The organism is Pseudomonas sp. ATCC 43928, from assembly GCF_005938665.2.
Taxonomy (GTDB): Bacteria; Pseudomonadota; Gammaproteobacteria; order Pseudomonadales; family Pseudomonadaceae; genus Aquipseudomonas.
In genome coordinates, this window is record NZ_CP041753.1 from 5,493,790 (window position 1) to 5,519,206 (window position 25,417).

The following is a 25,417-nucleotide window of genomic DNA, read 5'->3' on the forward strand; positions in this document are numbered from 1 at the left end:
ATCAGGACTTATCTGTATATCAGGCGTGCGACCGGAGCGGCACTGGGTTAATCGTCGAGGCGCTCTTCTAACTGGCGCACTTCGTAGGTGAGCTTGTCGAGGAACTGCATGCGCCGCATCAGGCGTTCGGCCCGTTCGCGTTGCGCCGCATCATTCCAGCAAGCTGCGAAGCTTTGGTTCAGTTCATCCTGAGCTGCCTTGAGGCGGCGCTTGAACGTGGCGATACCCGCCATGTCGGCGCTGTCCTGCAGATCCTCGAGCTCTTCACGCAACTCCATCTGCTGCAGAAGAAACTCCGGATCATGCACCGTGACCTCCAGCGGCAACTCGCCACCACTCAATGCGAGCAAGTATCGCGCGCGCTTGGGGGGGCTTTTGAGCGTCTGGTAGGCCTCGTTGAGGCTCGCGGATTGCTCGAGCGCCAGCCGCTGCTCACGCTCGGAAGCGTCGGCAAAGCGGTCCGGATGAACGCCGCGCGCCAACTCACGGTAGCGCGTAGCCAGCTGATCGAGGTCCAGATTGAAACTCGGTTGCAGCTCAAATAAAGCGAAATGACAAGGAGTACCCACGAGCAGCCTCAGATGTTGAAGCTTTCGCCGCAGCCACACTCACCGCGTACGTTGGGGTTGTTGAACTTGAAGCCTTCGTTCAACCCTTCCTTGACGAAATCAAGCTCGGTGCCGTCCAGGTAGGCCAGGCTTTTCGGGTCGATGATCACTTTCTCGCCGTGACTTTCGAACACCTGATCGTCCGCGCCCACCTCGTCGACAAACTCCAGCACATAGGCAAGGCCGGAACAGCCCGTGGTGCGAACACCCAGACGAATCCCATCACCCTTGCCGCGCCCGTTGAGGGAGCGTCGCACGTGTTGAGCAGCCGCTTCTGTCATGCTGATAGCCATCGGTGACTCCTTACTCGTCGCCAAATCTTGAAAGTCAGATCAAGCCTTTCTTCTGCTTGTAGTCGCGAACGGCCGCCTTGATAGCGTCTTCAGCGAGTACAGAGCAGTGAATTTTCACTGGCGGCAGGGCCAGTTCTTCGGCCAGTTGAGTGTTCTTGATGGTCTCTGCTTCATCCAGAGTCTTGCCTTTCATCCACTCGGTCGCCAGGGAGCTGGAGGCGATTGCCGAACCGCAACCGTAAGTCTTGAACTTGGCGTCTTCGATGATGCCTTGTTCGTTGACCTTGATCTGCAGACGCATCACGTCACCGCACGCCGGAGCGCCGACCATGCCGGTGCCGACATCAGGATCTTCTGCATCCATCTTGCCGACGTTGCGCGGGTTCTCGTAGTGGTCGATGACCTTTTCGCTGTAAGCCATGATTCTTAATCCTCACTCATCAGGAGTCGCTCTTGAAGCCCTGCCAATCGTGGATTCGCAGGGCCCGGTTGCGGCGACTTGAATATCAGTGTGCCGCCCACTCGATTTTCGAAATGTCGACGCCGTCTTTGTACATGTCCCACAGCGGCGACAGAGTGCGCAGCTTGGTGACGGCCTCGCAGACTTTCTGCGCGGCGTAGTCGATTTCTTCTTCGGTGGTGAAACGGCCGAAGGTGAAGCGAATCGAGCTGTGTGCCAGTTCGTCGTTGCGGCCCAGGGCGCGCAGCACGTACGAAGGCTCAAGCGATGCCGAGGTGCAGGCCGAACCCGACGAAACCGCCAGATCCTTGAGCGCCATGATCAGCGACTCGCCTTCGACGTAGTTGAAGCTCAGGTTCAGGTTGTGCGGTACGCGGGCGGTCATGCTGCCGTTGACGTACAACTCTTCCAGGCCTTCAACCTGTTTGAAGAAACGGTCGCTCAGCGCTTTGATGCGTGCATTCTCGGCAGCCATGTCTTCCTTGGCCACACGGAACGCTTCGCCCATGCCGACGATCTGGTGAGTCGCCAGGGTGCCGGAACGCATGCCACGCTCATGACCGCCGCCGTGCATGGTCGCTTCGATGCGCACACGCGGCTTGCGGCTGACGTACAGCGCGCCGATGCCTTTAGGGCCATAGGTTTTGTGGGCAGAGAACGACATCAGGTCAACTTTCAGTTTCGACAGGTCGATCTCGACCTTGCCGGTGGACTGAGCGGCGTCGACGTGGAACAGAATACCCCGGGAGCGGGTCAGCTCACCGATGGCGGCGATGTCGTTGATGGTGCCGATTTCGTTGTTCACGTGCATGACCGATACCAGAATGGTGTCGTCACGCAGGGCAGCTTCGACCATTTCCGGAGTGACCAGGCCATCTTCACGAGGATCGAGGTAGGTCACTTCGAAACCTTCACGCTCCAGTTGGCGCATGGTGTCGAGGACAGCCTTGTGCTCAATCTTGGTGGTGATCAGGTGTTTGCCTTTGGTGGAGTAGAAATGCGCCGCCCCCTTGATTGCCAGGTTGTCGGACTCGGTGGCACCGGAGGTCCAGACGATTTCACGCGGGTCGGCGTTAACCAGATCAGCGACCTGACGACGAGCGTTCTCGACGGACTCTTCGGCTTTCCAGCCGAACACGTGGGAACGGGACGCCGGGTTACCGAAGTTTCCGTCGACCAGCAGGCATTCACTCATCTTTTGCGCGACACGCGGATCAACCGGGGTGGTCGCAGAGTAATCAAGGTAAATCGGCAATTTCATGGACTATCTCCTAAATCAGGCTGGCTGGCGTGCCGCTAGCTCTTTGGCTGTCATTCGACGGCGGACGCTTCAATCTTGTCCAGGCGTGGCGCCTTGCTGTTGCAACGACGCTGGTCCTGACGCTGGGCTACTTCTTGCACCTCACGGCGAGTTACAAGGTCAGCCAAGCTGATACCGCTCAGAAATTCGTGAATCTGCAGGCTAAGATCGCACCACAAATGGTGAGTCAGACAGGTGTCGCCGGAATGGCAATCGCCCTGGCCCTGGCACTTGGTTGCATCGACCGATTCGTTGACCGCATCGATTACCTGGGCGACCTGGATGCCCTGCATGTCGCGGGACAATTGGTAGCCACCGCCCGGACCGCGAACACTGGACACCAGATTGCTACGGCGCAATTTGGCGAAAAGCTGCTCGAGGTAGGACAGGGAGATGCCTTGGCGCTCGGAGATATCGGCCAGGGACACCGGCCCGTGCTGCGCGTGTAACGCCAGGTCAAGCATGGCGGTCACGGCGTATCGGCCTTTTGTAGTCAGTCGCATGGACAATTACCACGGAGTTCGGAATGGGGCGAGTATGCAATTCCCGAGTATTTAAGTCAACTATAAGACCTAGCGTATTACTCAGGTTTACCCGCAAAAGAGCGCGCGCATCATAGCAGGGTCTGCGGTGCAATGGCACACCAACCAGCGCGGTGCAAATGCCCGAATGCGACCCTGCCGTGAATCAGCTGGCCCTGCTTTCGTCCTTGCCCTTCACACAGGCAAAGTCTTCTTCACGCAGTTCAGGCAGATCCTTGGCACAGTAATTACTGCCCAGATCCTTCAGCGCTCCACACATACCCTCCAGACGCCCATCGACCGCCTGCAAGTGATCGAGCAACTGACCGATCGCCCGTGCCACCGGATCCGGCATGTCTTCGCCGACACCGTAGGCATCGAAGCCGATCTTCTCGGCCATGGCCTTGCGCTTGGCATCCTGCTCATCGTCGGACTTGACGATAATCCGCCCCGGAATCCCCACCACCGTCGCACCCGGCGGAACTGCCTTGGTGACCACGGCATTGGAACCCACCTTGGCCCCGGCACCGACAGTGAATGGGCCGAGCACCTTGGCGCCCGCGCCAACCACCACGCCGTCTTCCAGGGTCGGGTGACGCTTGCCCTTGTTCCAGCTGGTGCCACCAAGGGTCACGCCCTGATAAAGGGTGACATCGTTGCCGATCTCGGCAGTCTCACCAATAACGATGCCCATGCCATGATCGATAAAGAAGCGACGACCGACCTTGGCCCCCGGATGAATCTCGATCCCGGTTAACCAGCGACCGAAGTTCGACACCAGCCGCGCCAGCCATTTCAGCTCTGTGCGCCACAGGAGCGATGACAGGCGATGGATCCAGATGGCATGCATGCCCGGATAGCAGGTCAGGACCTCAAAAGCATTACGCGCCGCCGGGTCACGATGAAAAACACTTTGGATATCTTCACGCAAACGCTCGAACATCATTAATCCTTCCGCTTTAGAAGCTCGCCACGGGCCGCCTTCTGGGTTTCCGTGAGGATGCCACGCAATATATTCATTTCCGCTCGGCTGACCGAGCTGCGTCCGTACAACCGGCGCAGGCGCGCCATCAAGTGCCGTGGCTTTTCCGGATCGAGGAATTCGATGGCCACCAGGGTTTGCTCCAGGTGCTCATAGAATCGCTCCAGCTCATCCATGGTCGCCAGCTCACCACTCTTGGTGGACGCCACTTCCTCCTTCTCGACCTTGCTCGGCTGACCTTGGGCCGCCAGCCAGGACATGCGCACTTCATAGCTCAACACCTGCACCGCCGCCCCGAGGTTCAGCGAACTGAACTCGGGGTCTGATGGAATGTGCACGTGATAATGACATCGCTGCAGCTCTTCGTTGGTCAGGCCGGAATCTTCACGACCGAACACCAATGCGATCTCGGCACCCTGCCCCGCCTCCTCGACCACCCTTGCACCGCACTCACGGGGATCGAGCAACGGCCAGGGAATGCGACGATCACGAGCACTGGTACCCAGCACCAGATTGCAGCCGACCAAGGCATCTTCCAAGGTGGCGACGACTTGCGCGTTTTCAAGGATGTCCCCGGCGCCGGACGCACGCGCATCGGCCTCGTGGTGCGGGAACAACCGCGGCTCGACCAGCACCAGTCGCGACAGGCCCATGTTCTTCATGGCACGCGCAGCACCACCGATATTTCCGGGATGACTGGTATTGACCAGGACGACACGAATGTTTTGCAGCAAGGGAGGCGCTCTCGAACATTGAATGGGGGAGCCGAATCTTACAGCTCCTCCTACCGTTAAGCCATGAAAGCGAACGTCGACCTTCTCCTGTAGAAACTTTCTGATAGAATGCCCGGCTTTCTTTAACAACCTTAGGTGACACATCCATGCAGCCCATGCTGAATATCGCGCTGCGCGCCGCCCGCAGCGCCAGTGAATTGATCTTCCGCTCCATCGAGCGCCTGGATACCATCAAGGTCGACGAAAAAGACGCCAAGGATTATGTATCCGAGGTGGATCGCGCCGCCGAACAGAAAATCATCGACGCACTGCGCAAGGCCTACCCGAATCACTCGATCATGGGTGAAGAAACCGGCCTGCACGCCGGCACCGGCATCGAAGGCGAAGAATACCTGTGGATCATCGACCCACTGGACGGCACCACCAACTTCCTGCGCGGCATTCCTCACTTCGCTGTCAGCATCGCCTGCAAATACCGCGGCCGCCTGGAACACGCTGTTGTTCTGGACCCGGTTCGCCAGGAAGAATTCACCGCCAGCCGTGGTCGCGGCGCTCAACTGAACGGTCGTCGCCTGCGCGTCAGCGGCCGTACCAGCCTGGACGGCGCCCTGCTGGGTACCGGCTTCCCGTTCCGTGACGACCAGATGGACAACCTCGACAACTACTTGGGCATGTTCCGCGCCCTGGTTGGCCAGACCGCCGGCATCCGCCGCGCCGGCTCGGCAAGCCTCGACCTGGCCTACGTGGCTGCCGGCCGTTTCGACGCCTTCTGGGAGTCAGGCCTGTCCGAGTGGGATATGGCTGCAGGCGCCCTGTTGATCCAGGAAGCCGGCGGCTTGGTGAGCGACTTCACCGGCGGTCACGACTTCCTGGAGAAAGGTCACGTCGTTGCCGGCAACACCAAGTGCTTCAAGGCAGTACTGACAGCGATCCAGCCACACCTGCCAGCTTCGCTGAAGCGCTAAGCACCCAAGCCCAAAAAGCCGCAACACTTAAAGCAAACGCCCCGACTGGTTCGGGGCGTTTTCTTTTGTGCGACTAATACGACCAAGTTAAGCCGTAACGCAATCCGTAGCAGCTGGCGAAGCCTGCGCTCGGACGCAGCAGTCGCATAATCAGAGATTACGGCACGCCAGACAGACCGCATTAGCCGGATTCACGACTGCTTCGCAGCCGGACGCAGCCTCGCTGGAGCTCGACAGCTGCTACAGCCAGACGCAGCCTTCGGCAGCAGCTACAGAAAGAGCGCCGCAGTTTTTTATATATGCAGCCATAACGAAAAATGCCCCGCATCTTTCGATACGAGGCATTTTCTTGAAAAGCCAACCTGAGCAGGCCAGCCTTTCGGCATCGGAAGCTGGACTTAAGCCAGTTTTTCCTTAATGCGAGCTGCTTTACCGGACAGGTCACGCAGGTAGTACAGCTTGGCCTTACGTACATCACCGCGACGCTTGACAGCCATGCTGTCGATTTGCGGGCTGTAGGTCTGGAAAGTACGCTCTACGCCAACACCGTTGGAGATTTTACGAACGGTGAAAGCACTGTTTACGCCGCGGTTACGCTTGGCGATAACTACGCCTTCGAACGCTTGCAGACGCGAACGATCGCCTTCCTTCACTTTCACCTGAACGACAATGGTGTCGCCCGGGGCAAAGGTAGGGATCTCTTTAGTCATCTGCTCTGCTTCGAGTGCAAGGATGATTTTGTTAGTCATGCTGTGCTCCTAAGGTAAATCGTCGGATCTACCATCGATACGTTGTTAACTATCGTCCCGCTCGCGGATGTATTCCTCGAGCAGCTTCTTCTCTTCTCCAGAAAGCGAGCGGCTTTCCAGAAGATCGGCGCGTCGTTCATAGGTCCGACCAAGGGACTGCTGTAAACGCCAACGCCGGATGTGCGCGTGATTGCCACTTAGCAATACGTCGGGAACACGCTGATCCGCATACACCTCCGGTCGGGTGTAGTGCGGGCAATCCAGCAAACCATCCGTAAAGGAATCTTCCTCAGCGGAGTCCGCATGCCCTAAAGCTCCAGGCAGCAGTCGTGTAACCGCATCGATCAGGACCATCGCCGGCAGCTCGCCGCCAGACAGTACATAGTCGCCAATCGACCACTCTTCATCGACATGAGCATCAATAAAACGCTCGTCAATGCCTTCATAGCGGCCGGCAATCAGGATCAATGCATCCAGATTCGCCAACTCGCGCACCGCCGACTGTGTCAGTTGACGGCCTTGGGGGGACAGGTAAATTACCTTCGCCGCCTCCCCGGCTGCTGCCTTGGCCTGAACCAGAGCATCTTCCAGGGGCTTGATCTTCATCACCATGCCCGGACCACCGCCAAATGGGCGATCATCCACAGTGTGATGTCGATCCGTCGTGTAGTCTCGCGGATTCCAACAGGTAAGCTGCAACAACCCCTGTTTCACCGCCCGACTGGTGATGCCGTACTCGCTGATGGCGGAGAACATCTCGGGAAACAAACTGATCACTTCTACGCGCAGGTTAGCCACGTTTAGAAGTCCGCATCCCATTCCACCTTCATCTCGCCCGCTGCCAGATCGACGGCCAACACGCATTGCTCGGTATACGGCAACAGGCGTTCGCGATCATCCAGGCTGCCAGCGCAAGGCTTGACCACCATTACATCATTGGCGCCGGTTTCCAGAAGATGATCGATTTTCCCGAACAATTGCCCGTGAGTATCGATGACCTTCAGACCTTCCAGCTGGTACCAGTAGTACTCGCCATCGGTCAATTCAGGGAACAGGTTGCGCGGCACGCAGATCTCATAACCAGCCAGAAGACGAGCTTCTTCACGATCATCAAGACCCTTGAGCTTTGCGACCAGGAACTTGTCGTTCCCGCGTCCGCTGACCAGCTCGACCTGTTTTACGTTGCCTTCGCGCCTGAGCGTCCAGGTTTTGTAGTCCAACAGGTTTTTAATCGGATCAGTAAAGGAATACACCTTCACTTCGCCGCGAACGCCGTGAACAGAGTAAATCTTGCCGATAACGATCAAATCATCAGCAACAGCTGGCGTCGCGTTCATATTGCTCAGGCCGCAGCCTTAGCAGATTCCTTCAACAACTGAGCAACGCGCTCAGAAGGCTGTGCACCAACGCTCAGCCAGTAGGCTACGCGCTCTTGGTTCACGGACAGACGAACTTCTTGACCACGAGCAACAGGGTTGAAGAAACCAACCTGTTCCTTGTGCGAACCGTCACGCGGGTTGCGGCTGTCGGTTACGGTCAAGTGGTAAAACGGGCGCTTTTTGGAGCCGCCAAGGGCAAGACGGATTGTTAGCATGTGAACATCGTTCCTGTAGTCGGTGCTGCAAATCTAAATGCACAGCGGGCATAGGTGCCCGAAAGGCCGCATATTCTAAGGAATATCCGGACTTTTGCAAATGTCTTTTTCCGGCGCCTATCGGCGTGCCATCCAGATTTGCTATAGAGCCATCGCTGAAGATGGCCAGTCAGCTCCCGCCAAGTGCGGGTTTGCTGGAGATCCCACGTCCGTGTGGGTCGGCGCAGGAGCAAGCTCCTGCGCGAATTCTTTACATCTTGGGCATGCCGCCGCCGGGCAACATACCGCCCATGCCGCGCATCATTTTGGCCATTCCGCCTTTCGCGGAGAATTTCTTCATCATCTTCTGCATCTGCTTGTGCTGCTTGATCAAGCGACCGATGTCCTGCACCTGGGTGCCGGAACCCATGGCGATCCGGCGCTTGCGCGAACCACTGATCAGCTCAGGGTCGCGGCGCTCGGCCGGGGTCATGGAATTGATGATGGCTTCCATCTGCTTGAATTGCTTCTCTGCCGCACCCTGGGCATTGCCCATCTGCGCCAGGTTCACACCACCGATATTCGGCAGTTTGTCCATGAGGCCGCCGAGACCGCCCATGTTCTTCATCTGTTGCAGCTGATCGCGGAAGTCTTCGAGGTCGAAGCCCTTGCCCTTCTTCAGCTTCTTGGCCAGCTTGTCGGCCTTGTCCTTGTCGAGGGTCGCTTCGGCCTGTTCGATCAGGCTGAGCACGTCGCCCATGCCGAGGATGCGCGATGCGATACGCTCAGGGTGGAACGGCTCGAGCGCTTCGCTCTTCTCGCCCATACCGATGAACTTGATCGGCTTGCCGGTAATGGCACGTACCGACAGTGCGGCACCGCCACGGGCATCACCGTCGACCTTGGTCAGGATCACACCGGTCAGCGGCAATGCATCACCGAAGGCCTTGGCCGTGTTGGCGGCGTCCTGGCCGGTCATGGCATCGACCACGAACAGGGTTTCGACCGGATTGATCGCGGCGTGCAGCGCCTTGATCTCGCCCATCATCTCTTCGTCGATGTGCAAACGACCGGCGGTGTCGACGATGACCACGTCGATGAATTTCAGCTTGGCTTCTTTAATAGCCGCTTGCGCAATGTCAACCGGCTTCTGGCTCAGGTCGGACGGGAAGAACGTCACGCCGATATCGTTGGCCAGGGTTTCCAGCTGCTTGATCGCCGCAGGACGGTAAACGTCCGCGGACACGACCATGACCGACTTCTTCTTGCGCTCTTTAAGGAAGCGCGCCAGTTTGCCGGCGGTGGTGGTTTTACCCGCACCCTGCAAACCGGCCATCAGAACCACGGCCGGTGGAACGGCGCTCAGGTTCAAATCTTCGTTGGCTGCGCCCATCAAGCTTTCGAGTTCGGCCTGGACGATCTTCACGAAGGCCTGGCCCGGCGTCAGGCTGCGCGACACCTCGGTGCCGACAGCGCGCTCCTTCACCGAATTGACGAAGTCTTTGACCACCGGCAAGGCGACGTCGGCTTCGAGCAACGCCATGCGCACTTCGCGCAGGGTGTCTTTGATGTTGTCTTCGGTCAGCTTGGCCTTGCCGGTGACATGGCGCAGCGTCTGCGAGAGACGGTCGGTTAAGTTTTCAAACATTGCGCGATCCTTTCAGGCCCTGTGTAGACCGGGATAATGGCGGCCCAGACCGGAATCAACATGTGCTCGGCGAGCCTGCGGCGTGGGCAGGTCGCGGATTATAGCGAAGACTGCGTCTGGCGGACACCTCGCCGTCAGCTTGTATGGTCTTTCGTGCCGTATGGGTTCTATGCCAAACTCAACGCCTTTCGGGCCTGCCTAACAGGATTTATGCTCCCCTTGTCACCCAGCTTGCTTACCACCCTCGCCGCCGCCTGCTTATATGCCGCTGCGACCTTCTATCAAGGCACTCGCCTGGCCACCGGTGCCAAGGCGAACAAACGCCTGCTGGTCACGCTCGGCGTACTGGCCGTGCTGGCCCACAGCGCCAGCCTGATCAGCTATCTGCTGACTCCGGTCGGCCTGGCCCTGGACTTTTTCAGCGCCGCCAGCCTGATTGCCGCAGCGGTCATCGCCCTGACCCTGCTGGCCTGCTCACGGATTCCAGTGGAAAACCTGCTTGTATTGCTGTTCCCGCTGGGCGCCGCAACAGTGTTGCTGGCACAGTTCGCCCCCGCCGGCACGGTGCAGGTCATCGACGAAGAGCCAGGCATTCTCGCCCACATTCTCTTGTCGATCCTCGCTTACGGCATGTTCACCATCGCGGTGTTCCAGGCCTTGCTGCTGCTGGTTCAGGACCATCAGCTCAAGCACAAGCATCCGTCCGGGCTGATCAAGAACTTCCCGCCGCTGCAAACCATGGAAAGCCTGCTGTTCGGTTTCCTCTGGGCCGGCTGGAGCCTGCTGTCGTTGTCGCTGATTTCCGGCTGGCTGTTCGTCGAGAACCTGTTCGCCCAGCACCTGGTGCATAAAACCCTGCTGGCGTGCCTGGCCTGGATCGTGTTCAGCGTGCTGCTCTGGGGGCGCAACCGTCTCGGCTGGCGCGGACACAAAGCCATCCGCTGGACCCTTGCCGGTTTCTGCCTGCTGATGCTGGCGTATTTCGGCAGCAAACTGGTCCGCGAATACATTCTGCACATCTGACGGGCGGCATTAATGGACGACTTGCCCATAGGACCGATGCTCGCGGTGCTGGCCCTGCTGATTTTATGGTCGGGGCTGTTTACCGCCATCGAAGTTGCGCAACAGCAATTACTGGCCCAGCGCACGGCCTCGCGTTCCAGCGACAAACCCGTGGCCAAGCTGAGCTTCCCGCTCAACAGCCTGATCCTCTGCAACACCTTGTGCCGCGCGCTGGTGGTGGTCATCAGCACCTTGCTGGCGATTTTCACCTGGGCGCAAAACGGCCCCTGGATTGCCTGCCTCGGTGCCGGCGCAATGTTGCTGGTGTTCGCCGACTACCTGCCACGCGCCCTCGCCGCACGCTATCCGGATGCCGTCCTGGCCTTGGGCAACACACTGCTCGGCATACCGCTGAAAATCGTCTATCCCGCCGCATGGCTACTCAATGGCATCAGCCAACTGCTGATGCGGCCATTCGCCCGCAAAATCAACGTGGTGCAGCAAAGCGAAGACGAGACACCGGCAGATCGGCACGACGATCACGAACACGCGGCCTATCGCCCACTGTCAGGTATCCACGCACTGGATAACATCACGGTCAACGATATTCTGGTGCCACGCAGCGACGTCGACGGGATCAACCTGGACGACCCCCTCGAAGAAATCATCGAGCAACTGCGCCACAACAGGCGCACCCGCCTGCCGGTATTCCACAGCGACATCAACCAGGTCGAAGCGGTGCTCAACACCCGGCAGATCCGTCATTTGTTGCCGGATTCAAGCCTGACTGTGGAAGCGCTGCTGGCGGCCAGTCACGAACCGTACTTCGTGCCGGAAAGCACACCGTTGCAACTGCAATTGCTGAATTTCCACAAGCAGCAGCGGCGCTTGGGCATGGTGGTCGACGAGTACGGGGAAGTACTGGGTATCGTGACCCTGGAAGATATTCTCGAAGAAATCGTCGGAGAGTTCGAAAGCCAGCACAGCCTGGATAACCCGCACATTCACCCGCAGGCCGATGGCCGACTGGTGATTGATGGCGCAGCGTCCATCCGCGAGCTGAACAAGAGCCTCGGCTGGCATTTGCCCAGCGATGGTCCGAAAACCCTAAACGGCTTGGTGACCGAGGCGTTGGAGACGATTCCGGACAGTGCGGTGTGCCTGAAGATCGGACGATACCGGCTGGAGATTGTGGAGACTGAAGAAAATCGCGTCACGCGCGTGCTGATCTGGCATACCAGCTCAGCGCCTGCGCTTATCCGTTAACGGGTTAAAACAACCGCCCCTCTTGTTCGATAGTTAGCCACCTTCCTATAATCGAGCCGGCTTACCCAAGCCTCCCACCGAACCACATGCTTACCCCGCATGCAGCAGGTTCCGGCCAGATCTTCGACACCATCCGTACCACTGCGGCGACTGTTCCTACCTTGAACAGCGACCGATCCTCAACCCACATCCCTGGGTATTCGACCATAATAATTCGCTCCACTGGGGCACATGACTGTCAGGGATAACGACATGACGACCAGCACAACGTTCAGCGACACCGCGCCTGCCCAACCGACAAACTCCGCCACCCGCGTGGCTACCGCGAGTTTCATCGGCACGGCCATCGAGTTCTACGACTTCTACGTCTATGCCACCGCCGCAGCATTAGTGATCGGCCCGGTGTTCTTTCCGCAAACCTCCGGCACCGCACAGATGCTGTCGGCATTCCTCACCTTCGGTATCGCTTTCCTTGCGCGGCCGTTGGGTTCGGCGCTGTTCGGCCATTTCGGTGACCGTATCGGGCGAAAATCGACACTGGTTGCGTCCTTGCTGCTGATGGGCGTGTGCACCACGCTGATCGGCGTACTGCCGGGTTACGACAGTATTGGCGCCTGGGCGCCGATCCTGCTTTGCGTGCTGCGCTTCGGCCAGGGCCTGGGGCTTGGCGGTGAATGGGGCGGCGCCGCATTGCTGGCCACGGAGAACGCGCCCAAAGGCAAGCGCGCCTGGTTCGGCATGTTTCCACAACTCGGCCCATCGATCGGGTTTCTGGCGGCCAACGGCCTGTTCCTGACCCTGGCCATGAGCCTGAACGACGAGCAGTTCCGTTCTTGGGGCTGGCGGATTCCGTTCCTGCTCAGTGCCGCGCTGGTGATGGTCGGCTTGTACGTACGCCTCAAGCTCCACGAAACCCCGGTGTTCGCCAACGCCGTGGCTCGCCAGGAGCGGGTGAAGATTCCGCTGGTCGAGCTGTTCAGCCAATACTGGGCACCGATGCTGCTGGGCGCCGGGTCGATGGTGGTGTGCTATGCACTGTTTTACATCTCGACAGTGTTTTCGCTGAGTTACGGTGTGTCGACGCTTGGCTACACCCGGGAAACCTTTCTCGCCCTGCTGTGTTTCGCGGTGCTGTTCATGGCGGCCGCAACACCGCTGTCGGCCTGGGCCAGCGACCGTTTCGGGCGTAAGCCGGTGCTGATCATCGGCGGCGTGCTGGCGATTCTGTCCGGATTCTTGATGGAACCGCTGCTGACCCATGGCTCGACCTGGGGCGTGGCGTTGTTCCTGTGCATAGAACTGTTTCTGATGGGCGTGACGTTTGCGCCGATGGGCGCGCTGCTGCCGGAGCTGTTTCCGACCCACGTGCGCTATACCGGCGCATCGGCGGCTTACAACCTGGGCGGTATTGTCGGCGCCTCGGCGGCACCGTTCTTTGCGCAGAAACTGGTGGCGATGGGTGGCTTGAGTTATGTCGGCGGGTATGTGTCGGGGGCGGCAGTACTAAGCTTAATCGCAGTGCTGTGCCTGAAGGAGACACGCAATAACGATTTGAATCGGGTTGCCTGAAGCCAAAAGCTTCGCGGGCAAGCCTCGCTCCTACGGGTCATTTGTCGAACGCACTTGCGTCTTGACGTGATCCCTGTAGGAGCGAGGCTTGCCCGCGAATGCCGCGCCTCGGTTTACAGCTCGACTACAACAGCCTGAGCAGCACGGGTCGCTTTTGCACGAGCAGCTTCGATAGACTCGTCGCGAGCCAACGCAACCCCCATCCGCCGCTGGCCATTGACTTCAGGCTTGCCGAACAGACGCAACGCAGTATCCGGCTCGCTCAACGCTGCACCCAGGTTGGCAAAAGCGGTCTGAGTCGACTGCCCTTCCACCAGAATCACCGCCGACGCCGATGGGCCGAACTGACGGATCAGTGGAATCGGCAGGCCCAGGATCGCCCGTGCGTGCAGTGCGAACTGCGACAGGTCCTGGGAAATCAGGGTCACCAGACCGGTGTCATGCGGGCGCGGCGAGACTTCGCTGAACCACACCTGATCACCCTTGATGAACAACTCGACGCCAAACAGGCCACGACCGCCCAAGGCTTCGGTGACCGCTTTGGCGACGCGCTCGGATTCGGCCAAAGCAACCGGGCTCATGGCTTGTGGCTGCCAGGATTCCTGGTAGTCGCCCTTCTCCTGACGGTGACCGACAGGCGCACAGAACGTAGTGCCGCCGACGTGACGCACAGTCAGCAGAGTGATTTCGTAGTCGAAGTCGATGAAGCCTTCGATGATCACGCGGCCTTTACCGGCGCGGCCGCCTTCTTGAGCGTAATCCCAGGCTTTCTGCACGTCATCGACGCTGCGCAGCAGGCTCTGGCCCTTGCCCGAGGAACTCATGACCGGTTTGACCACACACGGGAAGCCCAGGTCTTCGACTGCCTTACGGTAGTCCTCGAAGGTGTCGGCGAAGTGGTACGGCGATGTCGGCAGGTCCAGCTCTTCAGCGGCCAGGCGACGGATGCCTTCGCGGTTCATGGTCAACTGTGCGGCGCGGGCAGTCGGGATCACGGTGAAGCCTTCGGACTCCAGCTCCACCAGGGTCGCGGTGGCGATGGCTTCGATTTCCGGCACGATGAAGTGCGGTTTCTCGGCTTCGATCACCGCACGCAGGGCGGCACCGTCGAGCATATTGATCACATGGCTGCGATGGGCGACTTGCATGGCCGGCGCATTGGCGTAGCGATCCACGGCAATCACTTCAACGCCCAGGCGTTGCAGCTCGATCACCACTTCCTTGCCCAACTCACCACAGCCACACATCAATACGCGGGTCGCGGTTGGCGACAATGGAGTTCCGATACGGGTCATCTCAGGTCCTCAAAGGAGCGGATCATCGAGGGAAGCGCGCTTCCCATGGGGAGAAAGCGCGGCATTTTACATGAACCTGAGGGTTTGGCTTCAGCTGACGACAGCCTGTTTGCGCAGGCGCCAGGCCATGGCCAACCAGACCACGGTGACGCCCGCGAACTTCGAACCCAGCGCAGTGAAGATCACGCCCGGTGTGAGCGCATCGATCATGCCGAAGAAGATGAAGGTGTCCAGCGGGATGCTCAGGGCCGAACTTATCCACAGGCGATCGTGCAACGGGCGCTTGGTGAGGCTGAACACCAGCCAGTCGATGCACTCGGACACGGCGAACGCCGCGGCACTGGCGAGAGCAATTGAGGGATCGGAGGTAACGTAAGACAGCCCCAGCGCCACCAGCATCGCCGCGATCGCGCCATGGCCGAAGCGGGTTTGCACCATGTCGCGCAGCACGAACACCAGGCCACCCCAGGCCGACCAGATGATGTCCAGGTGCGGGGCGGTGGAAAAGGCGTAATTGATCAGCACGACGCTGCTGATGTAGGCGATCAGGAAGAGCATGGACGGGAGATACCTGTCAATTTTGTGCACAGGGTACTTCATCTTCAGCGCACAGATAACCTGTGGCGAGGGGGCTTGCCCCCGTTCGGCTGCGCAGCAGTCGTGAAATCAGCAAACGCCGTACGCCTGAAAGAATGAAGTCGCAGGTTTAGCGCCGCTTCGCAACGCAACGGGGGCAAGCCCCTTCGCCACAAAAGCCGCGCTACCACAAAAAATCAGGAATCGGATTTGGAAGGCAACATCCAGATCAGCCCACTCGATTTCGCCCGCTCATGACACAACCCCAGCACCTTGCGCCGCTCCTCGTTGTCCATCCGGCTCCAGCGGGTGATCTCTTCCACCGTGCGTTGACACCCGGTGCAAATGTCATCTTCATCCAGCGCACAAATGTTCACGCACGGCGACGGGACCGGTCGCTCACGTTCAGGTGTGCTCATTGTTCCTGCTCGACCAGATCGCGGGCATAACGCTGCGAGTTGTGCACATAGTGCGCGGCGCTGGCTTCGAGCATCTTCTTCTGCGGCTCGGTCAGTTCGCGTACCACCTTGCCCGGCGAGCCCATGACCAGCGAGCCGTCCGGAATTTCCTTGCCTTCACCGATCAGCGAGTTGGCGCCGATGATGCAGTTCTTGCCGATTTTCGCGCCGTTGAGGATCACTGCGTTGATGCCGATCAGACTGTAATCGCCCACCGTGCAGCCGTGGAGCATGGCATTGTGACCGATGGTCACGCCGGTACCGATGGTCAGCGGATAGCCCATGTCGGTGTGCATCACGGTGCCGTCCTGCACGTTGCTGTTCTTGCCGATCAGGATCAATTCGTTGTCGCCACGCAACACGGCGTTGAACCAGACGTTGGCGCCCTCTTCCAGTTTGACCTTGCCCACCAGCACGGCATTGGGTGCGACCCAGCTCTGCGGGTGGGTCTCGACGCGGGCGTCGCCCAGGCGGTATTTCATCTTGTTGTCCTCACGACCAGGCTGGCTCACTAGCGAAAAGCAGGATTCACGCCATACGAGCGATGGCTTCAGGTGTTGATAAAACTCTTGGGCGGTTGATGCAGGCTGATTTTCGCGTCATAGAGCAGGTTGATCAACTCGACGATCATGATCGCCGTCAACCCCCAGATCTTGTACTCGCCATAACGATAGCTCGGCACATACCAACTGTGGCCCTGATAGTCGATGCGGTGGGTGTGCTCGCGCGGGTCCTTGCGGAAGAATTCCAGAGGCACGCTGAACACTGCGGCGATCTCGGCATCGTTGGCCAGGTATTCGACGAAATCCGGAATCACGCCGACATAGGGCGTGACCTTGATGCCGTGCAGGGAGATCAGCGGGCTCAGTGGGCCGATCACTTCGACCAGCCCCGGCGGCAGGCCGATTTCTTCTTCGGCCTCGCGCAGAGCGGTAAAGATCAGATCAGGGTCTTCAGGGTCGCGTCGACCGCCGGGAAAAGCGACTTCACCGCCATGGGTCGAGAGCCCGCTGGCGCGAAGGGTCAGGACCAGTTCAGGTTCGTCACTGCGCGTGATGGGCACCAATACCGCGGCTTCGGGGAAACGTCGATCGGTTTCCAGCGTACGCGGTGTGTGATTGCTTACCCGGTGCAGTAGCTCGTCCAGCATGAGTCTTCTCGATCTGTGCCTTACCCTGCATCATGCACCAATCGCACCGGCCGCCCAACCCCCGAAAAGCCTCATGTCGCGAAACGACAACTTGCCGACCGACACCGCTGCACGCCAAGATAGGCGCAGCATTCAGGAACCCAAGCATGAAATATTGCAGTCAATGCGGCAACCCGGTAACCCAGCGCATTCCCGAAGGCGATTCGCGCCTGCGTTTTGTCTGCGACAGCTGTCATACCATTCATTACCAGAACCCCAATATCGTCGCCGGTTGCGTGCCGACCTGGGGTTCGAAGGTATTGCTGTGCCGTCGCGCCATCGAGCCACGGCTCGGTTATTGGACCCTGCCCGCCGGTTTCATGGAAAACGGTGAGACCATCGAACAGGCCGCCATTCGCGAGACCGCCGAAGAAGCTTGCGCCCGGGTACGCAACCTGAGCATCTATACGCTGATCGATGTGCCGCACATCAGTCAGGTGCATGTGTTCTTTCGCGCCGAGCTTGTGGATCTGGATTTTCGCGCAGGCCCCGAGAGCCTGGAAGTGCAGCTGTTCGAAGAGGCCGACATTCCTTGGGGCGAACTGGCTTTCCGCACGGTCGGCCGTACATTAGAATGCTTCTTCGCTGACCGGCGGACCGAGGTCTACCCCGTGCGGTCCGAATCGATCCCGCCACTCGCTCAGCCTGCCATCATCTAAGCACTTGTTAGTAAAAAACCATCTATAAATAAAATAGTCGCGACACCTCTTAGGGATATCGTTTCAATGCGCTGGTTGCTTGCCCTGTTTTGCTTATCGTTCGTCGCAGTCTCCCAGGCTTCCGTCGCGGCCGCCCCGGACGGCAAAGTCATCGAAAAAGTTCTGGTCCTCAAATCTGCCCATCAGTTGCAGTTGATCAACGACGGCAAGCCGTTCAAGACCTATCGCATTTCCCTGGGCAAACGCCCCATCGGCCCAAAACTGATGGAAGGTGATAAACGCACCCCCGAAGGCCTTTACTGGCTGGACTGGCGCAAGACCAGCGAACGTTTCAACCTGGCGATGCACATCTCCTACCCCAACATCAGCGACTCCGCCCGCGCCCGGCGCGAAGGCGTCGAGCCTGGCGGCATGATCATGATCCACGGTACTCCAGACACCGAAGAGAACCCGGAAAACCTGTTCCACACGCTGGACTGGACCGATGGCTGCATCGCCATGCGCAACATGGACATGCGTGAAGTCTGGGGTCTGGTACCGGACGGCACGATGATCGAAATCCGCCCGTAACTTCCCCCCCCATAATGATCATTCCCACGCAGAGCGTGGGAATGATCAAGTGTGTTCTGGCTGCTACCTTCAGTCGGCTTCGAAAAAATATATCAGAAGATCACGGATCAGGTCAGAGGTTAAATCCCGAGCAATAAAAAACCCGCTGAAGAATCAGCGGGTTTCTCATTGCAGCGGCCAGAGAATCAAAAATCCTCTAACCGCCATACCTCGTAAGCCGGCGTCTCATAGGGATGACTCTCTTTCAGAGCCACCACCACCGCCCGGATCAACTCATCGCTGACCACAAGCTCAACCTTCCATTCCTCAACCTGCTCGACCTGCCCAGCTTCACCAATGAACGGCTGACTGCCCTCCAGCGGACGAAACTGACCCAAGCCAAACACCTGCCACGCACAGTGGTCATAAGCCCCGATCCGCCCGCCACCGGCGGCGAATACAGCGCTTTTGACCACTTCAACATGACTGGCCGGAACAAAAAAGCAGAGCTTGTACACGGCAATCAGCTCCCCGCTCTTAGTTCACCCAGACGCGAGCGTTACGGAACATACGCATCCAAGGTGCGTCTTCGTTCCAGTCTTCCGAACGCCACGAGTTCTGCACCGCGCGGAACACACGCTCCGGGTGCGGCATCATGATGGTCACGCGACCGTCGCGGCTGGTCAAACCGGTGATACCGCGCGGCGAGCCGTTCGGGTTGGCCGGGTATTTCTCGGTGACCTTGCCGTGGTTGTCGACGAAACGCATCGCCACACAACCCGACAGATCGGCTTGCAGCAACGCTTCTTCGCTGGCGAATTCGGCATGGCCTTCACCGTGGGCGATGGCGATCGGCATGCGCGAACCGGCCATGCCCTGCAGGAAGATCGAGTTCGACTCCTGGATCTGAACCATGGCCACGCGAGCTTCGAACTGCTCGGAACGGTTACGCACGAAGTGCGGCCAGAACTCGCTGCCCGGGATCAGCTCGTGCAGGTTGGACATCATCTGGCAACCGTTGCACACGCCGAGGGTGAAGCTGTCGGTACGTTCGAAGAAGCCCTGGAAGGCATCGCGAGCGCGACTGTTGAACAGCGCGGACTTGGCCCAGCCTTCGCCGGCCCCCAGTACGTCGCCGTAGGAGAAACCGCCGCAAGCGACCATGCCCTTGAAGTCGTTCAGGTCGACACGGCCAGCCAGGATGTCGCTCATGTGCACGTCGATCGCGTTGAAACCGGCACGGTCGAACGCGGCCGCCATTTCCACCTGACCGTTGACGCCCTGCTCACGCAGCACGGCAACCTGTGGGCGAATGCCTTTCTTGATGTAAGGCGCGGCGACGTCCTGGTTGACGTCATAGCTGAGCTTGACGCTCAGGCCCGGGTTGTCTTCTTCCAGCAGCACGTCGAACTCTTGTTCGGCGCAGTCGGCGTTATCACGCAGACGCTGGATCTGGTAGCTGGTTTCAGCCCACTGACGTTGCAGCAGACGACGCTGACCTTCGAATACGGTATCGCCGTTAAACGTGATGCTGATCTCGCCGTTGTTCATCGGCTGACCGATCACCGATACGCAGTCGCCCAGGCCAGCAGCGCTGAACTGCGCGAGGATATCCGCGGTGGCGTCCTGGCGAACCTGGATCACAGCGCCCAGTTCTTCGTTGAACAGGATCGCGGCGATATCGGCGGAAGTCTCTGCCAGACCGTCGAGGTTCAGGCTCAGGCCGCAGTGGCCGGCAAACGCCATTTCCACCACGCTGGTCAACAGACCACCGTCGGAACGGTCGTGGTAAGCCAGCAGGTGACCGTCGGCGTTGAGGCCCTGGATCACTGCGAAGAAGGCTTTCAGGTCTTCGGCGTCATCGACGTCCGGTGCCTGTTTGCCGAGCTTGCCGTGAACCTGAGCGAGGATCGAGGCACCCATGCGGTTCTGGCCGCGACCGAGGTCGATCAGGATCAGGTCGGTGGTGCCCTTGTCCATGCGCAGTTGCGGGGTCAGGGTCTGACGGATGTCAGCCACTGGCGCGAAACCGGTCACGATCAGCGACATCGGCGAAGTGACCGCCTTATCGACACCTTCGTCGTTCCAGCGAGTGGCCATGGACATGGAGTCCTTGCCCACCGGAATGGTGATGCCCAGCTCAGGGCACAGTTCCATGCCGACCGCTTTCACGGTGTCATACAGACGTGCGTCTTCACCTGGGTGACCGGCAGCGGACATCCAGTTCGCCGACAGTTTGATGTCGGAGATCTTGGCGATGCGCGAGGCGGCGATGTTGGTCAGGGTTTCGCCGATGGCCATGCGGCCCGACGCCGGAGCGTCCAGCAGAGCCAGCGGAGTGCGCTCGCCCATGGCCATGGCTTCACCGGTATAAACGTCGAAGCTGGTGGCGGTAACGGCAACGTCGGCCACCGGAACCTGCCACGGGCCGACCATCTGGTCACGGGCCACGAGGCCGGTGATGGTGCGGTCGCCGATGGTGATCAGGAAGCTTTTGCTGGCCACGGCCGGGTGATGCAGGACGCGCTCGACGCAGTTGGCGATGTCGAGGGTCGACGGATCGAAATCGTCGCCCAGCTCGTTTTCACGAACCACCGAACGGTGCATGCGCGGGGCTTTGCCCAGCAGCACTTCGAGCGGCATGTCCACCGGGCTGTTGCCGAAGTGGCTGTCGGTCACGGTCAGTTGCGGCTCGGCAGTGGCTTCGCCGACTACCGCGAATGGGCAACGCTCACGCTCGCAGATCGCCTTGAAGCGTTCGAAGTCCGCCGGGCCGACTGCCAGAACGTAGCGCTCCTGGGATTCGTTACTCCAGATTTCGTGCGGGGCCATGCCCGGCTCGTCGTTTGGAATGTTGCGCAGTTCGAAACGGCCACCGCGGTCGCCATCGTTGACCAGTTCCGGGAAGGCGTTGGACAGACCACCCGCACCGACGTCGTGGATGAAGCTGATCGGGTTTTTGTCGCCCAGTTGCCAGCAACGGTCGATGACTTCCTGGCAACGACGCTCCATCTCTGGGTTTTCACGTTGTACGGAAGCGAAGTCCAGGTCTGCCGAGCTGGTGCCGGTGGCCATGGAGGAAGCCGCGCCGCCACCCAGACCGATCAGCATCGCCGGGCCGCCAAGCACGATCAGCTTGGAGCCAACGACGATTTCGCCTTTCTTGACGTGTTCTTCACGGATGTTGCCCATGCCGCCAGCCAGCATGATCGGCTTGTGGTAACCGCGAACTTCGTCACCATGAGGGGTGGTGATCGACTGTTCGAAGGTACGGAAGTAACCGGTCAGCGCCGGACGGCCGAATTCATTGTTGAATGCAGCGCCGCCCAACGGGCCTTCGATCATGATGTCCAGCGCGGTAACGATGCGCTCGGGTTTGCCATACGGCACTTCCCACGGCTGTTCGAAGCCCGGGATCTGCAGGTTCGACACGGTGAAACCGGTCAAGCCAGCCTTTGGCTTGGCGCCGCGACCGGTGGCGCCTTCGTCGCGAATCTCGCCGCCACTACCGGTGGATGCGCCCGGGAACGGGGCAATCGCAGTCGGGTGGTTGTGCGTTTCGACTTTCATCAGGATGTGCACCGGTTCCTGCACCGCGCCGTACTGGCGGGTTTCAGGGTCCGGGAAGAAACGACCGGCCACGGAACCGACGATGACCGAGGCGTTGTCCTTATAAGCCGACAGAACACCTTCGCTATGCATCTGGTAGGTGTTCTTGATCATGCCGAACAGGCTTTTTTCCTGGCTCTGACCGTCGATGTCCCAACTGGCGTTGAAGATCTTGTGACGGCAGTGCTCGGAGTTCGCCTGGGCGAACATCATCAGTTCGATGTCGTGCGGGTTGCGCTTCAAACCAAGGAAGGCGTTGACCAGGTAGTCGATTTCGTCTTCGGCCAGGGCCAGGCCCAGCTCGGTGTTGGCTTTTTCCAGCGCGGCGCGGCCGCCACCCAGCACGTCGATCGCGGTCAGGGGCTTGGGTTCGGCGTGGCTGAACAGGCCGGAGGCTTGTTCGAGGTTGCCCAGCACGATCTGGGTCATGCGGTCGTGCAGCGCGTCTGCGATCAGCTGCGCTTCGGCGTCGCTGAACTGGCCGGCGACATAGAACGCGATGCCGCGCTCCAGGCGCTGGATCTTGGTCAGGCCGCAGTTGCGAGCGATATCGCTGGCTTTACTGGACCACGGCGAAATGGTGCCGAAACGCGGCAATACCAGGAACAGACGACCAGTGGGCTCTTGTACCGGAACGCTAGGGCCGTACTTCAGAAGGCGCGCGAGCACCTGCTGTTCGTCGCCGGTCAGGACGCCGGTAACTTCGGCGAAGTGAGCGAATTCAGCATACAAGCCGCTGACAGCTGGAACCTTCTGGCTCAGTTGCTCAAGGAGTTTGCTGTGGCGAAAGGCAGAAAGGGCAGGAGCGCCGCGCAGGATCAACATCTTCGGGACAGCCTCGGGAAGGGGTGTGCTTTGAGGCCGTGCATTCTAGCCTAAACCGCCCGCGACATCACCCGAAACGGTACACGCGGTTGCACCCGAACGTCGGGCCGGGTATTCGGGCCCTGAACAGGTGCGCGCCGGGGGTTATTTTTTCTGTCATAAAATGCTGTTCGGGCCCATTCCTGCGGGCTCCAAGCGGGTTTTTGAAGCCCTAGCAGACAAGCCCTTCTCTGTCGAGATATGGCGCTCGTGGTCCTTTGCGTATACTGCGCAGATGTTTTTCCCAACGGCTTTGCGTCCGCGGTACGCCAAATGGCTGATCGCAACCGGACTCTTCCTGATGCTCAGTGGCTGTGTTGATAAACCCAACACGCTGGAGCGCGTAAAGGAGGATGGCGTGCTGCGGGTGGTTACCCGGAACAGCCCCGCCACCTACTTTCAGGATCGCAATGGTGAAACCGGCTTCGAATACGAGCTGGTGAAGCGCTTCGCCGACGATCTGGGGGTCGAACTCAAGATCGAAACCGCCGACAATCTCGACGACCTGTTCAATCAGGTGGGCAAGCCAAATGGCCCGGTGCTGGCCGCTGCCGGCCTGGTCAGCAGCGAGGACCGCAAAAAGCAGGTGCGGTTTTCCCATTCCTACCTCGAAGTCACCCCGCAGATCATCTATCGCAACGGCCAGTCGCGGCCGACCGACGCAGGCGATCTGGTCGGCAAGAAGATCATCGTGCTCAAGGGCAGCACCCACGCCGAGCAATTGGCAGAGCTGAAAAAGAAATATCCCGGCATTGAATACGAAGAGTCCGACGCGGTTGAAGTCGTCGATCTGCTGCGCATGGTCGACGAAGGTCAGATCGACCTGACCCTGGTCGACTCCAACGAAGTGGCGATGAACCAGGTCTACTTCCCCAACGTGCGGGTCGCCTTCGACCTCGGTGATGCCAGCAACCAGAGCTGGGCCGTGGCCGCCGGCGATGACAACAGCCTGCTCAACGAAATCAACACCTACCTCGACAAAGTAAAGCAAAACGGCACCCTGCAACGCCTCAAAGACCGCTACTACGGGCATGTCGACGTACTCGGCTATATGGGCGCCACCACCTTCGCCCAGCACTTGCAGCAACGACTGCCCAAATACGAACAGCACTTCAAGGCGTCCGCCAAGAAAGAAAAAGTCGACTGGCGCCTGCTGGCGGCAATCGGTTATCAGGAATCGCTGTGGCAAGCGGCGGTCACGTCCAAGACCGGCGTGCGCGGATTGATGATGCTGACCCAGAACACGGCGCAAGCCATGGGCGTTTCCAATCGCCTAGACCCCAAGCAGAGCATCATGGGCGGCGCGAAATACCTGGTCTACATGAAGGATCAACTGGACGAGTCGATCCAGGAGCCGGATCGTACGTGGTTCGCGCTGGCCGCCTACAACGTGGGCAGCGGTCACCTGGATGACGCGCGCAAACTGGCGGCCAAGGAAGGGTTGAATCCGGACAAATGGCTGGACGTGAAGAAAATACTGCCCCGCCTTTCGCAGAAGCAGTGGTACAGCAAGACTCGTTATGGCTACGCCCGTGGCGGCGAACCGGTGCATTTCGTGGCGAACATCCGTCGCTACTACGACATCCTGACGTGGGTCACGCAGCCGCAGCTCGAAGGCACCCAGGTCGCCGAGGGCAACCTGCATGTGCCGGGGGTCGACAAGACCAAGCCGAGCCAGGAAACCCCACCGCTCTAATAGCCACCACCCATCAAAATTGTGGGAGCGAGCCTGCTCATTCCCACACTGTTTTGTGTTTGGCTTTAAGCTTTTGCAGCCGCCAGAATCAGCGCCTTCATCTCCGACACTGCCGACTTGAACCCGACGAACAATGCATGGGCCACCAGCGCATGGCCGATGTTCAGTTCGTTGATGCCCTTGATTGCCGCAACAGCCTCGACGTTGTGATAGTGCAAACCGTGGCCGGCGTTGACGATCAGGCCTTGGGCCAGACCGAATGCCACGCCATCGGCCACACGCTTGAGCTCTTCAGCAACTTCGGTTGGCGTCTCGGCGTCCGCGTAACGCCCGGTGTGCAATTCAATGGCCGGCGCGCCGACACGGCGGGACGCCTCAATCTGCCGCTCGTCAGCGTCGATGAACAGCGACACTTCGCAGCCAATCTTCGCCAGGCGATCCACCGCCGCCTTGATCCGCGCTTCCTGCCCCGCTACGTCCAGACCGCCTTCAGTGGTCAGTTCCTGACGGGTTTCCGGCACCAGGCAAACGTGCGCCGGGCGGATACGCTCGGCGAACGCCATCATTTCTTCGGTGACGCCCATTTCGAAATTCATGCGGGTTTGCAGCACGTCCTTGAGCAGCAGGACATCGCGCTCCTGAATGTGCCGGCGGTCTTCACGCAGGTGCACGGTGATGCCGTCAGCGCCCGCCTCTTCCGCGTCCAGCGCTGCCTTGACCGGATCCGGGTAACGAGTACCCCGGGCCTGACGCAGGGTGGCAACGTGGTCGATGTTCACGCCAAGAAGAATGCGATTGCTGGTGGTCACGGAAGCGCTCCTGAAGAAGGGGGAAGTTCGGTGCACAGCATAC

General features: G+C 59.5%; 27 protein-coding genes. 7 read left to right on the top strand and 20 right to left on the bottom strand.

Annotated features, from left to right (window positions below; all coding sequences use genetic code 11):
• Positions 1-47: 47 nt before the first annotated feature.
• The 7 genes from hscB to trmJ all read right to left on the bottom strand — a co-directional run bounded on the left by hscB (position 48) and on the right by trmJ (position 4,898).
• Positions 48-569 (bottom strand): co-chaperone HscB, encoded by a 522-nt coding sequence (hscB, locus tag FFH90_RS25210; protein WP_018927068.1) that lies wholly within the window; start codon positions 567-569, stop codon positions 48-50.
• Between the two features lie 8 nt (positions 570-577).
• The gene (gene iscA, locus FFH90_RS25215; RefSeq protein WP_007941391.1) at positions 578-901 is read right to left on the bottom strand and encodes an iron-sulfur cluster assembly protein IscA; all 324 of its coding nucleotides are present in this window, start codon (positions 899-901) and stop codon (positions 578-580) included.
• A gap of 34 nt (positions 902-935) precedes the next feature.
• Positions 936-1,322, bottom strand: coding sequence for a Fe-S cluster assembly scaffold IscU (gene iscU / locus FFH90_RS25220; protein ID WP_003443374.1), 387 nt, complete (start codon positions 1,320-1,322; stop codon positions 936-938).
• Between the two features lie 85 nt (positions 1,323-1,407).
• Positions 1,408-2,622, bottom strand: a complete 1,215-nt coding sequence (locus FFH90_RS25225; RefSeq protein WP_007941393.1) for an IscS subfamily cysteine desulfurase — start codon at positions 2,620-2,622, stop codon at positions 1,408-1,410.
• A 50-nt stretch (positions 2,623-2,672) separates the two neighbouring features.
• Complete coding sequence (gene iscR / locus FFH90_RS25230) at positions 2,673-3,164, bottom strand: Fe-S cluster assembly transcriptional regulator IscR (protein ID WP_003227911.1); 492 nt, start codon at positions 3,162-3,164, stop codon at positions 2,673-2,675.
• Positions 3,165-3,348: 184 nt separating this feature from the next.
• Positions 3,349-4,125, bottom strand: coding sequence for a serine O-acetyltransferase (gene cysE, locus FFH90_RS25235; RefSeq protein WP_026286494.1), 777 nt, complete (start codon positions 4,123-4,125; stop codon positions 3,349-3,351).
• 2 nt (positions 4,126-4,127) lie between these two features.
• Positions 4,128-4,898: a tRNA (cytosine(32)/uridine(32)-2'-O)-methyltransferase TrmJ gene (gene trmJ, locus FFH90_RS25240; RefSeq protein WP_018927071.1), complete on the bottom strand. Its 771-nt coding sequence runs from the start codon at positions 4,896-4,898 to the stop codon at positions 4,128-4,130.
• A gap of 146 nt (positions 4,899-5,044) precedes the next feature.
• Here trmJ and suhB point away from each other — a divergent pair, with 146 nt between their 5' ends.
• A complete protein-coding gene (gene suhB, locus FFH90_RS25245; RefSeq protein ID WP_007941397.1) occupies positions 5,045-5,863 on the top strand; it encodes an inositol-phosphate phosphatase in 819 nt (272 codons plus the stop codon).
• A 398-nt stretch (positions 5,864-6,261) separates the two neighbouring features.
• Here the strand turns inward: suhB and rplS are convergent, their stop codons facing one another.
• From rplS to ffh, 5 genes are all read right to left on the bottom strand, one after another.
• Complete coding sequence (rplS, locus tag FFH90_RS25250) at positions 6,262-6,612, bottom strand: 50S ribosomal protein L19 (protein ID WP_003175895.1); 351 nt, start codon at positions 6,610-6,612, stop codon at positions 6,262-6,264.
• 45 nt (positions 6,613-6,657) lie between these two features.
• Positions 6,658-7,431: a tRNA (guanosine(37)-N1)-methyltransferase TrmD gene (trmD, locus tag FFH90_RS25255; protein WP_172901170.1), complete on the bottom strand. Its 774-nt coding sequence runs from the start codon at positions 7,429-7,431 to the stop codon at positions 6,658-6,660.
• Positions 7,413-7,949 carry a ribosome maturation factor RimM gene (gene rimM, locus FFH90_RS25260; protein WP_019581061.1) on the bottom strand — a complete coding sequence of 179 codons (537 nt, stop codon included), beginning with the start codon at positions 7,947-7,949 and terminating at the stop codon, positions 7,413-7,415. Before rimM ends, trmD begins: the two co-directional genes overlap by 19 nt.
• A gap of 5 nt (positions 7,950-7,954) precedes the next feature.
• Positions 7,955-8,206 (bottom strand): 30S ribosomal protein S16, encoded by a 252-nt coding sequence (gene rpsP, locus FFH90_RS25265; RefSeq protein WP_003198088.1) that lies wholly within the window; start codon positions 8,204-8,206, stop codon positions 7,955-7,957.
• 250 nt (positions 8,207-8,456) lie between these two features.
• Entirely contained in the window at positions 8,457-9,833 is a 1,377-nt protein-coding gene (gene ffh / locus FFH90_RS25270) for a signal recognition particle protein (RefSeq protein ID WP_007941401.1), read from the bottom strand.
• Between the two features lie 210 nt (positions 9,834-10,043).
• Between ffh and FFH90_RS25275 the strand changes: the two genes are divergently transcribed.
• The 3 genes from FFH90_RS25275 (at position 10,044) to FFH90_RS25285 (ending at position 13,670) form a co-directional block, all read left to right on the top strand.
• Entirely contained in the window at positions 10,044-10,856 is an 813-nt protein-coding gene (locus FFH90_RS25275) for an inner membrane protein YpjD (protein ID WP_018927074.1), read from the top strand.
• A 12-nt stretch (positions 10,857-10,868) separates the two neighbouring features.
• Positions 10,869-12,101, top strand: a complete 1,233-nt coding sequence (locus FFH90_RS25280; protein WP_138866275.1) for a transporter associated domain-containing protein — start codon at positions 10,869-10,871, stop codon at positions 12,099-12,101.
• A gap of 252 nt (positions 12,102-12,353) precedes the next feature.
• On the top strand, positions 12,354-13,670 hold the full coding sequence (locus tag FFH90_RS25285) for an MFS transporter (RefSeq protein ID WP_019581065.1): 1,317 nt from the start codon (positions 12,354-12,356) through the stop codon (positions 13,668-13,670).
• Positions 13,671-13,783: 113 nt separating this feature from the next.
• Here the strand turns inward: FFH90_RS25285 and purT are convergent, their stop codons facing one another.
• From purT to FFH90_RS25310, 5 genes are all read right to left on the bottom strand, one after another.
• Entirely contained in the window at positions 13,784-14,965 is a 1,182-nt protein-coding gene (gene purT, locus FFH90_RS25290; protein ID WP_018927078.1) for a formate-dependent phosphoribosylglycinamide formyltransferase, read from the bottom strand.
• A gap of 90 nt (positions 14,966-15,055) precedes the next feature.
• A complete protein-coding gene (locus FFH90_RS25295) occupies positions 15,056-15,523 on the bottom strand; it encodes a VUT family protein (protein WP_138866276.1) in 468 nt (155 codons plus the stop codon).
• 215 nt (positions 15,524-15,738) lie between these two features.
• A complete protein-coding gene (locus FFH90_RS25300; RefSeq protein ID WP_018927080.1) occupies positions 15,739-15,960 on the bottom strand; it encodes a DUF1289 domain-containing protein in 222 nt (73 codons plus the stop codon).
• Positions 15,957-16,481 carry a gamma carbonic anhydrase family protein gene (locus FFH90_RS25305; RefSeq protein ID WP_007936184.1) on the bottom strand — a complete coding sequence of 175 codons (525 nt, stop codon included), beginning with the start codon at positions 16,479-16,481 and terminating at the stop codon, positions 15,957-15,959. The genes FFH90_RS25300 and FFH90_RS25305 overlap by 4 nt, the downstream gene beginning before the upstream one ends.
• A 68-nt stretch (positions 16,482-16,549) precedes the next feature.
• A complete protein-coding gene (locus FFH90_RS25310; RefSeq protein WP_018927081.1) occupies positions 16,550-17,149 on the bottom strand; it encodes a CoA pyrophosphatase in 600 nt (199 codons plus the stop codon).
• 146 nt (positions 17,150-17,295) lie between these two features.
• On the opposite strand from FFH90_RS25310, the gene FFH90_RS25320 reads away from it, so the two are divergent.
• Complete coding sequence (locus FFH90_RS25320) at positions 17,296-17,847, top strand: NUDIX hydrolase (protein WP_086944741.1); 552 nt, start codon at positions 17,296-17,298, stop codon at positions 17,845-17,847.
• Between the two features lie 66 nt (positions 17,848-17,913).
• A complete protein-coding gene (locus tag FFH90_RS25325; RefSeq protein ID WP_086944740.1) occupies positions 17,914-18,417 on the top strand; it encodes a murein L,D-transpeptidase family protein in 504 nt (167 codons plus the stop codon).
• 185 nt (positions 18,418-18,602) lie between these two features.
• Here FFH90_RS25325 and FFH90_RS25330 read toward each other — a convergent pair whose 3' ends face one another.
• Together FFH90_RS25330 and purL are read right to left on the bottom strand one after the other, a co-directional pair.
• Positions 18,603-18,914: a YqfO family protein gene (locus FFH90_RS25330; RefSeq protein ID WP_018927084.1), complete on the bottom strand. Its 312-nt coding sequence runs from the start codon at positions 18,912-18,914 to the stop codon at positions 18,603-18,605.
• 19 nt (positions 18,915-18,933) lie between these two features.
• Entirely contained in the window at positions 18,934-22,830 is a 3,897-nt protein-coding gene (purL, locus tag FFH90_RS25335; RefSeq protein ID WP_018927085.1) for a phosphoribosylformylglycinamidine synthase, read from the bottom strand.
• 274 nt (positions 22,831-23,104) lie between these two features.
• Here purL and mltF point away from each other — a divergent pair, with 274 nt between their 5' ends.
• Positions 23,105-24,565, top strand: a complete 1,461-nt coding sequence (mltF, locus tag FFH90_RS25340) for a membrane-bound lytic murein transglycosylase MltF (RefSeq protein ID WP_018927086.1) — start codon at positions 23,105-23,107, stop codon at positions 24,563-24,565.
• A gap of 65 nt (positions 24,566-24,630) precedes the next feature.
• Here the strand turns inward: mltF and pdxJ are convergent, their stop codons facing one another.
• Positions 24,631-25,374, bottom strand: coding sequence for a pyridoxine 5'-phosphate synthase (pdxJ, locus tag FFH90_RS25345; RefSeq protein WP_138866278.1), 744 nt, complete (start codon positions 25,372-25,374; stop codon positions 24,631-24,633).
• Between the last annotated feature and the right edge of the window lie 43 nt (positions 25,375-25,417).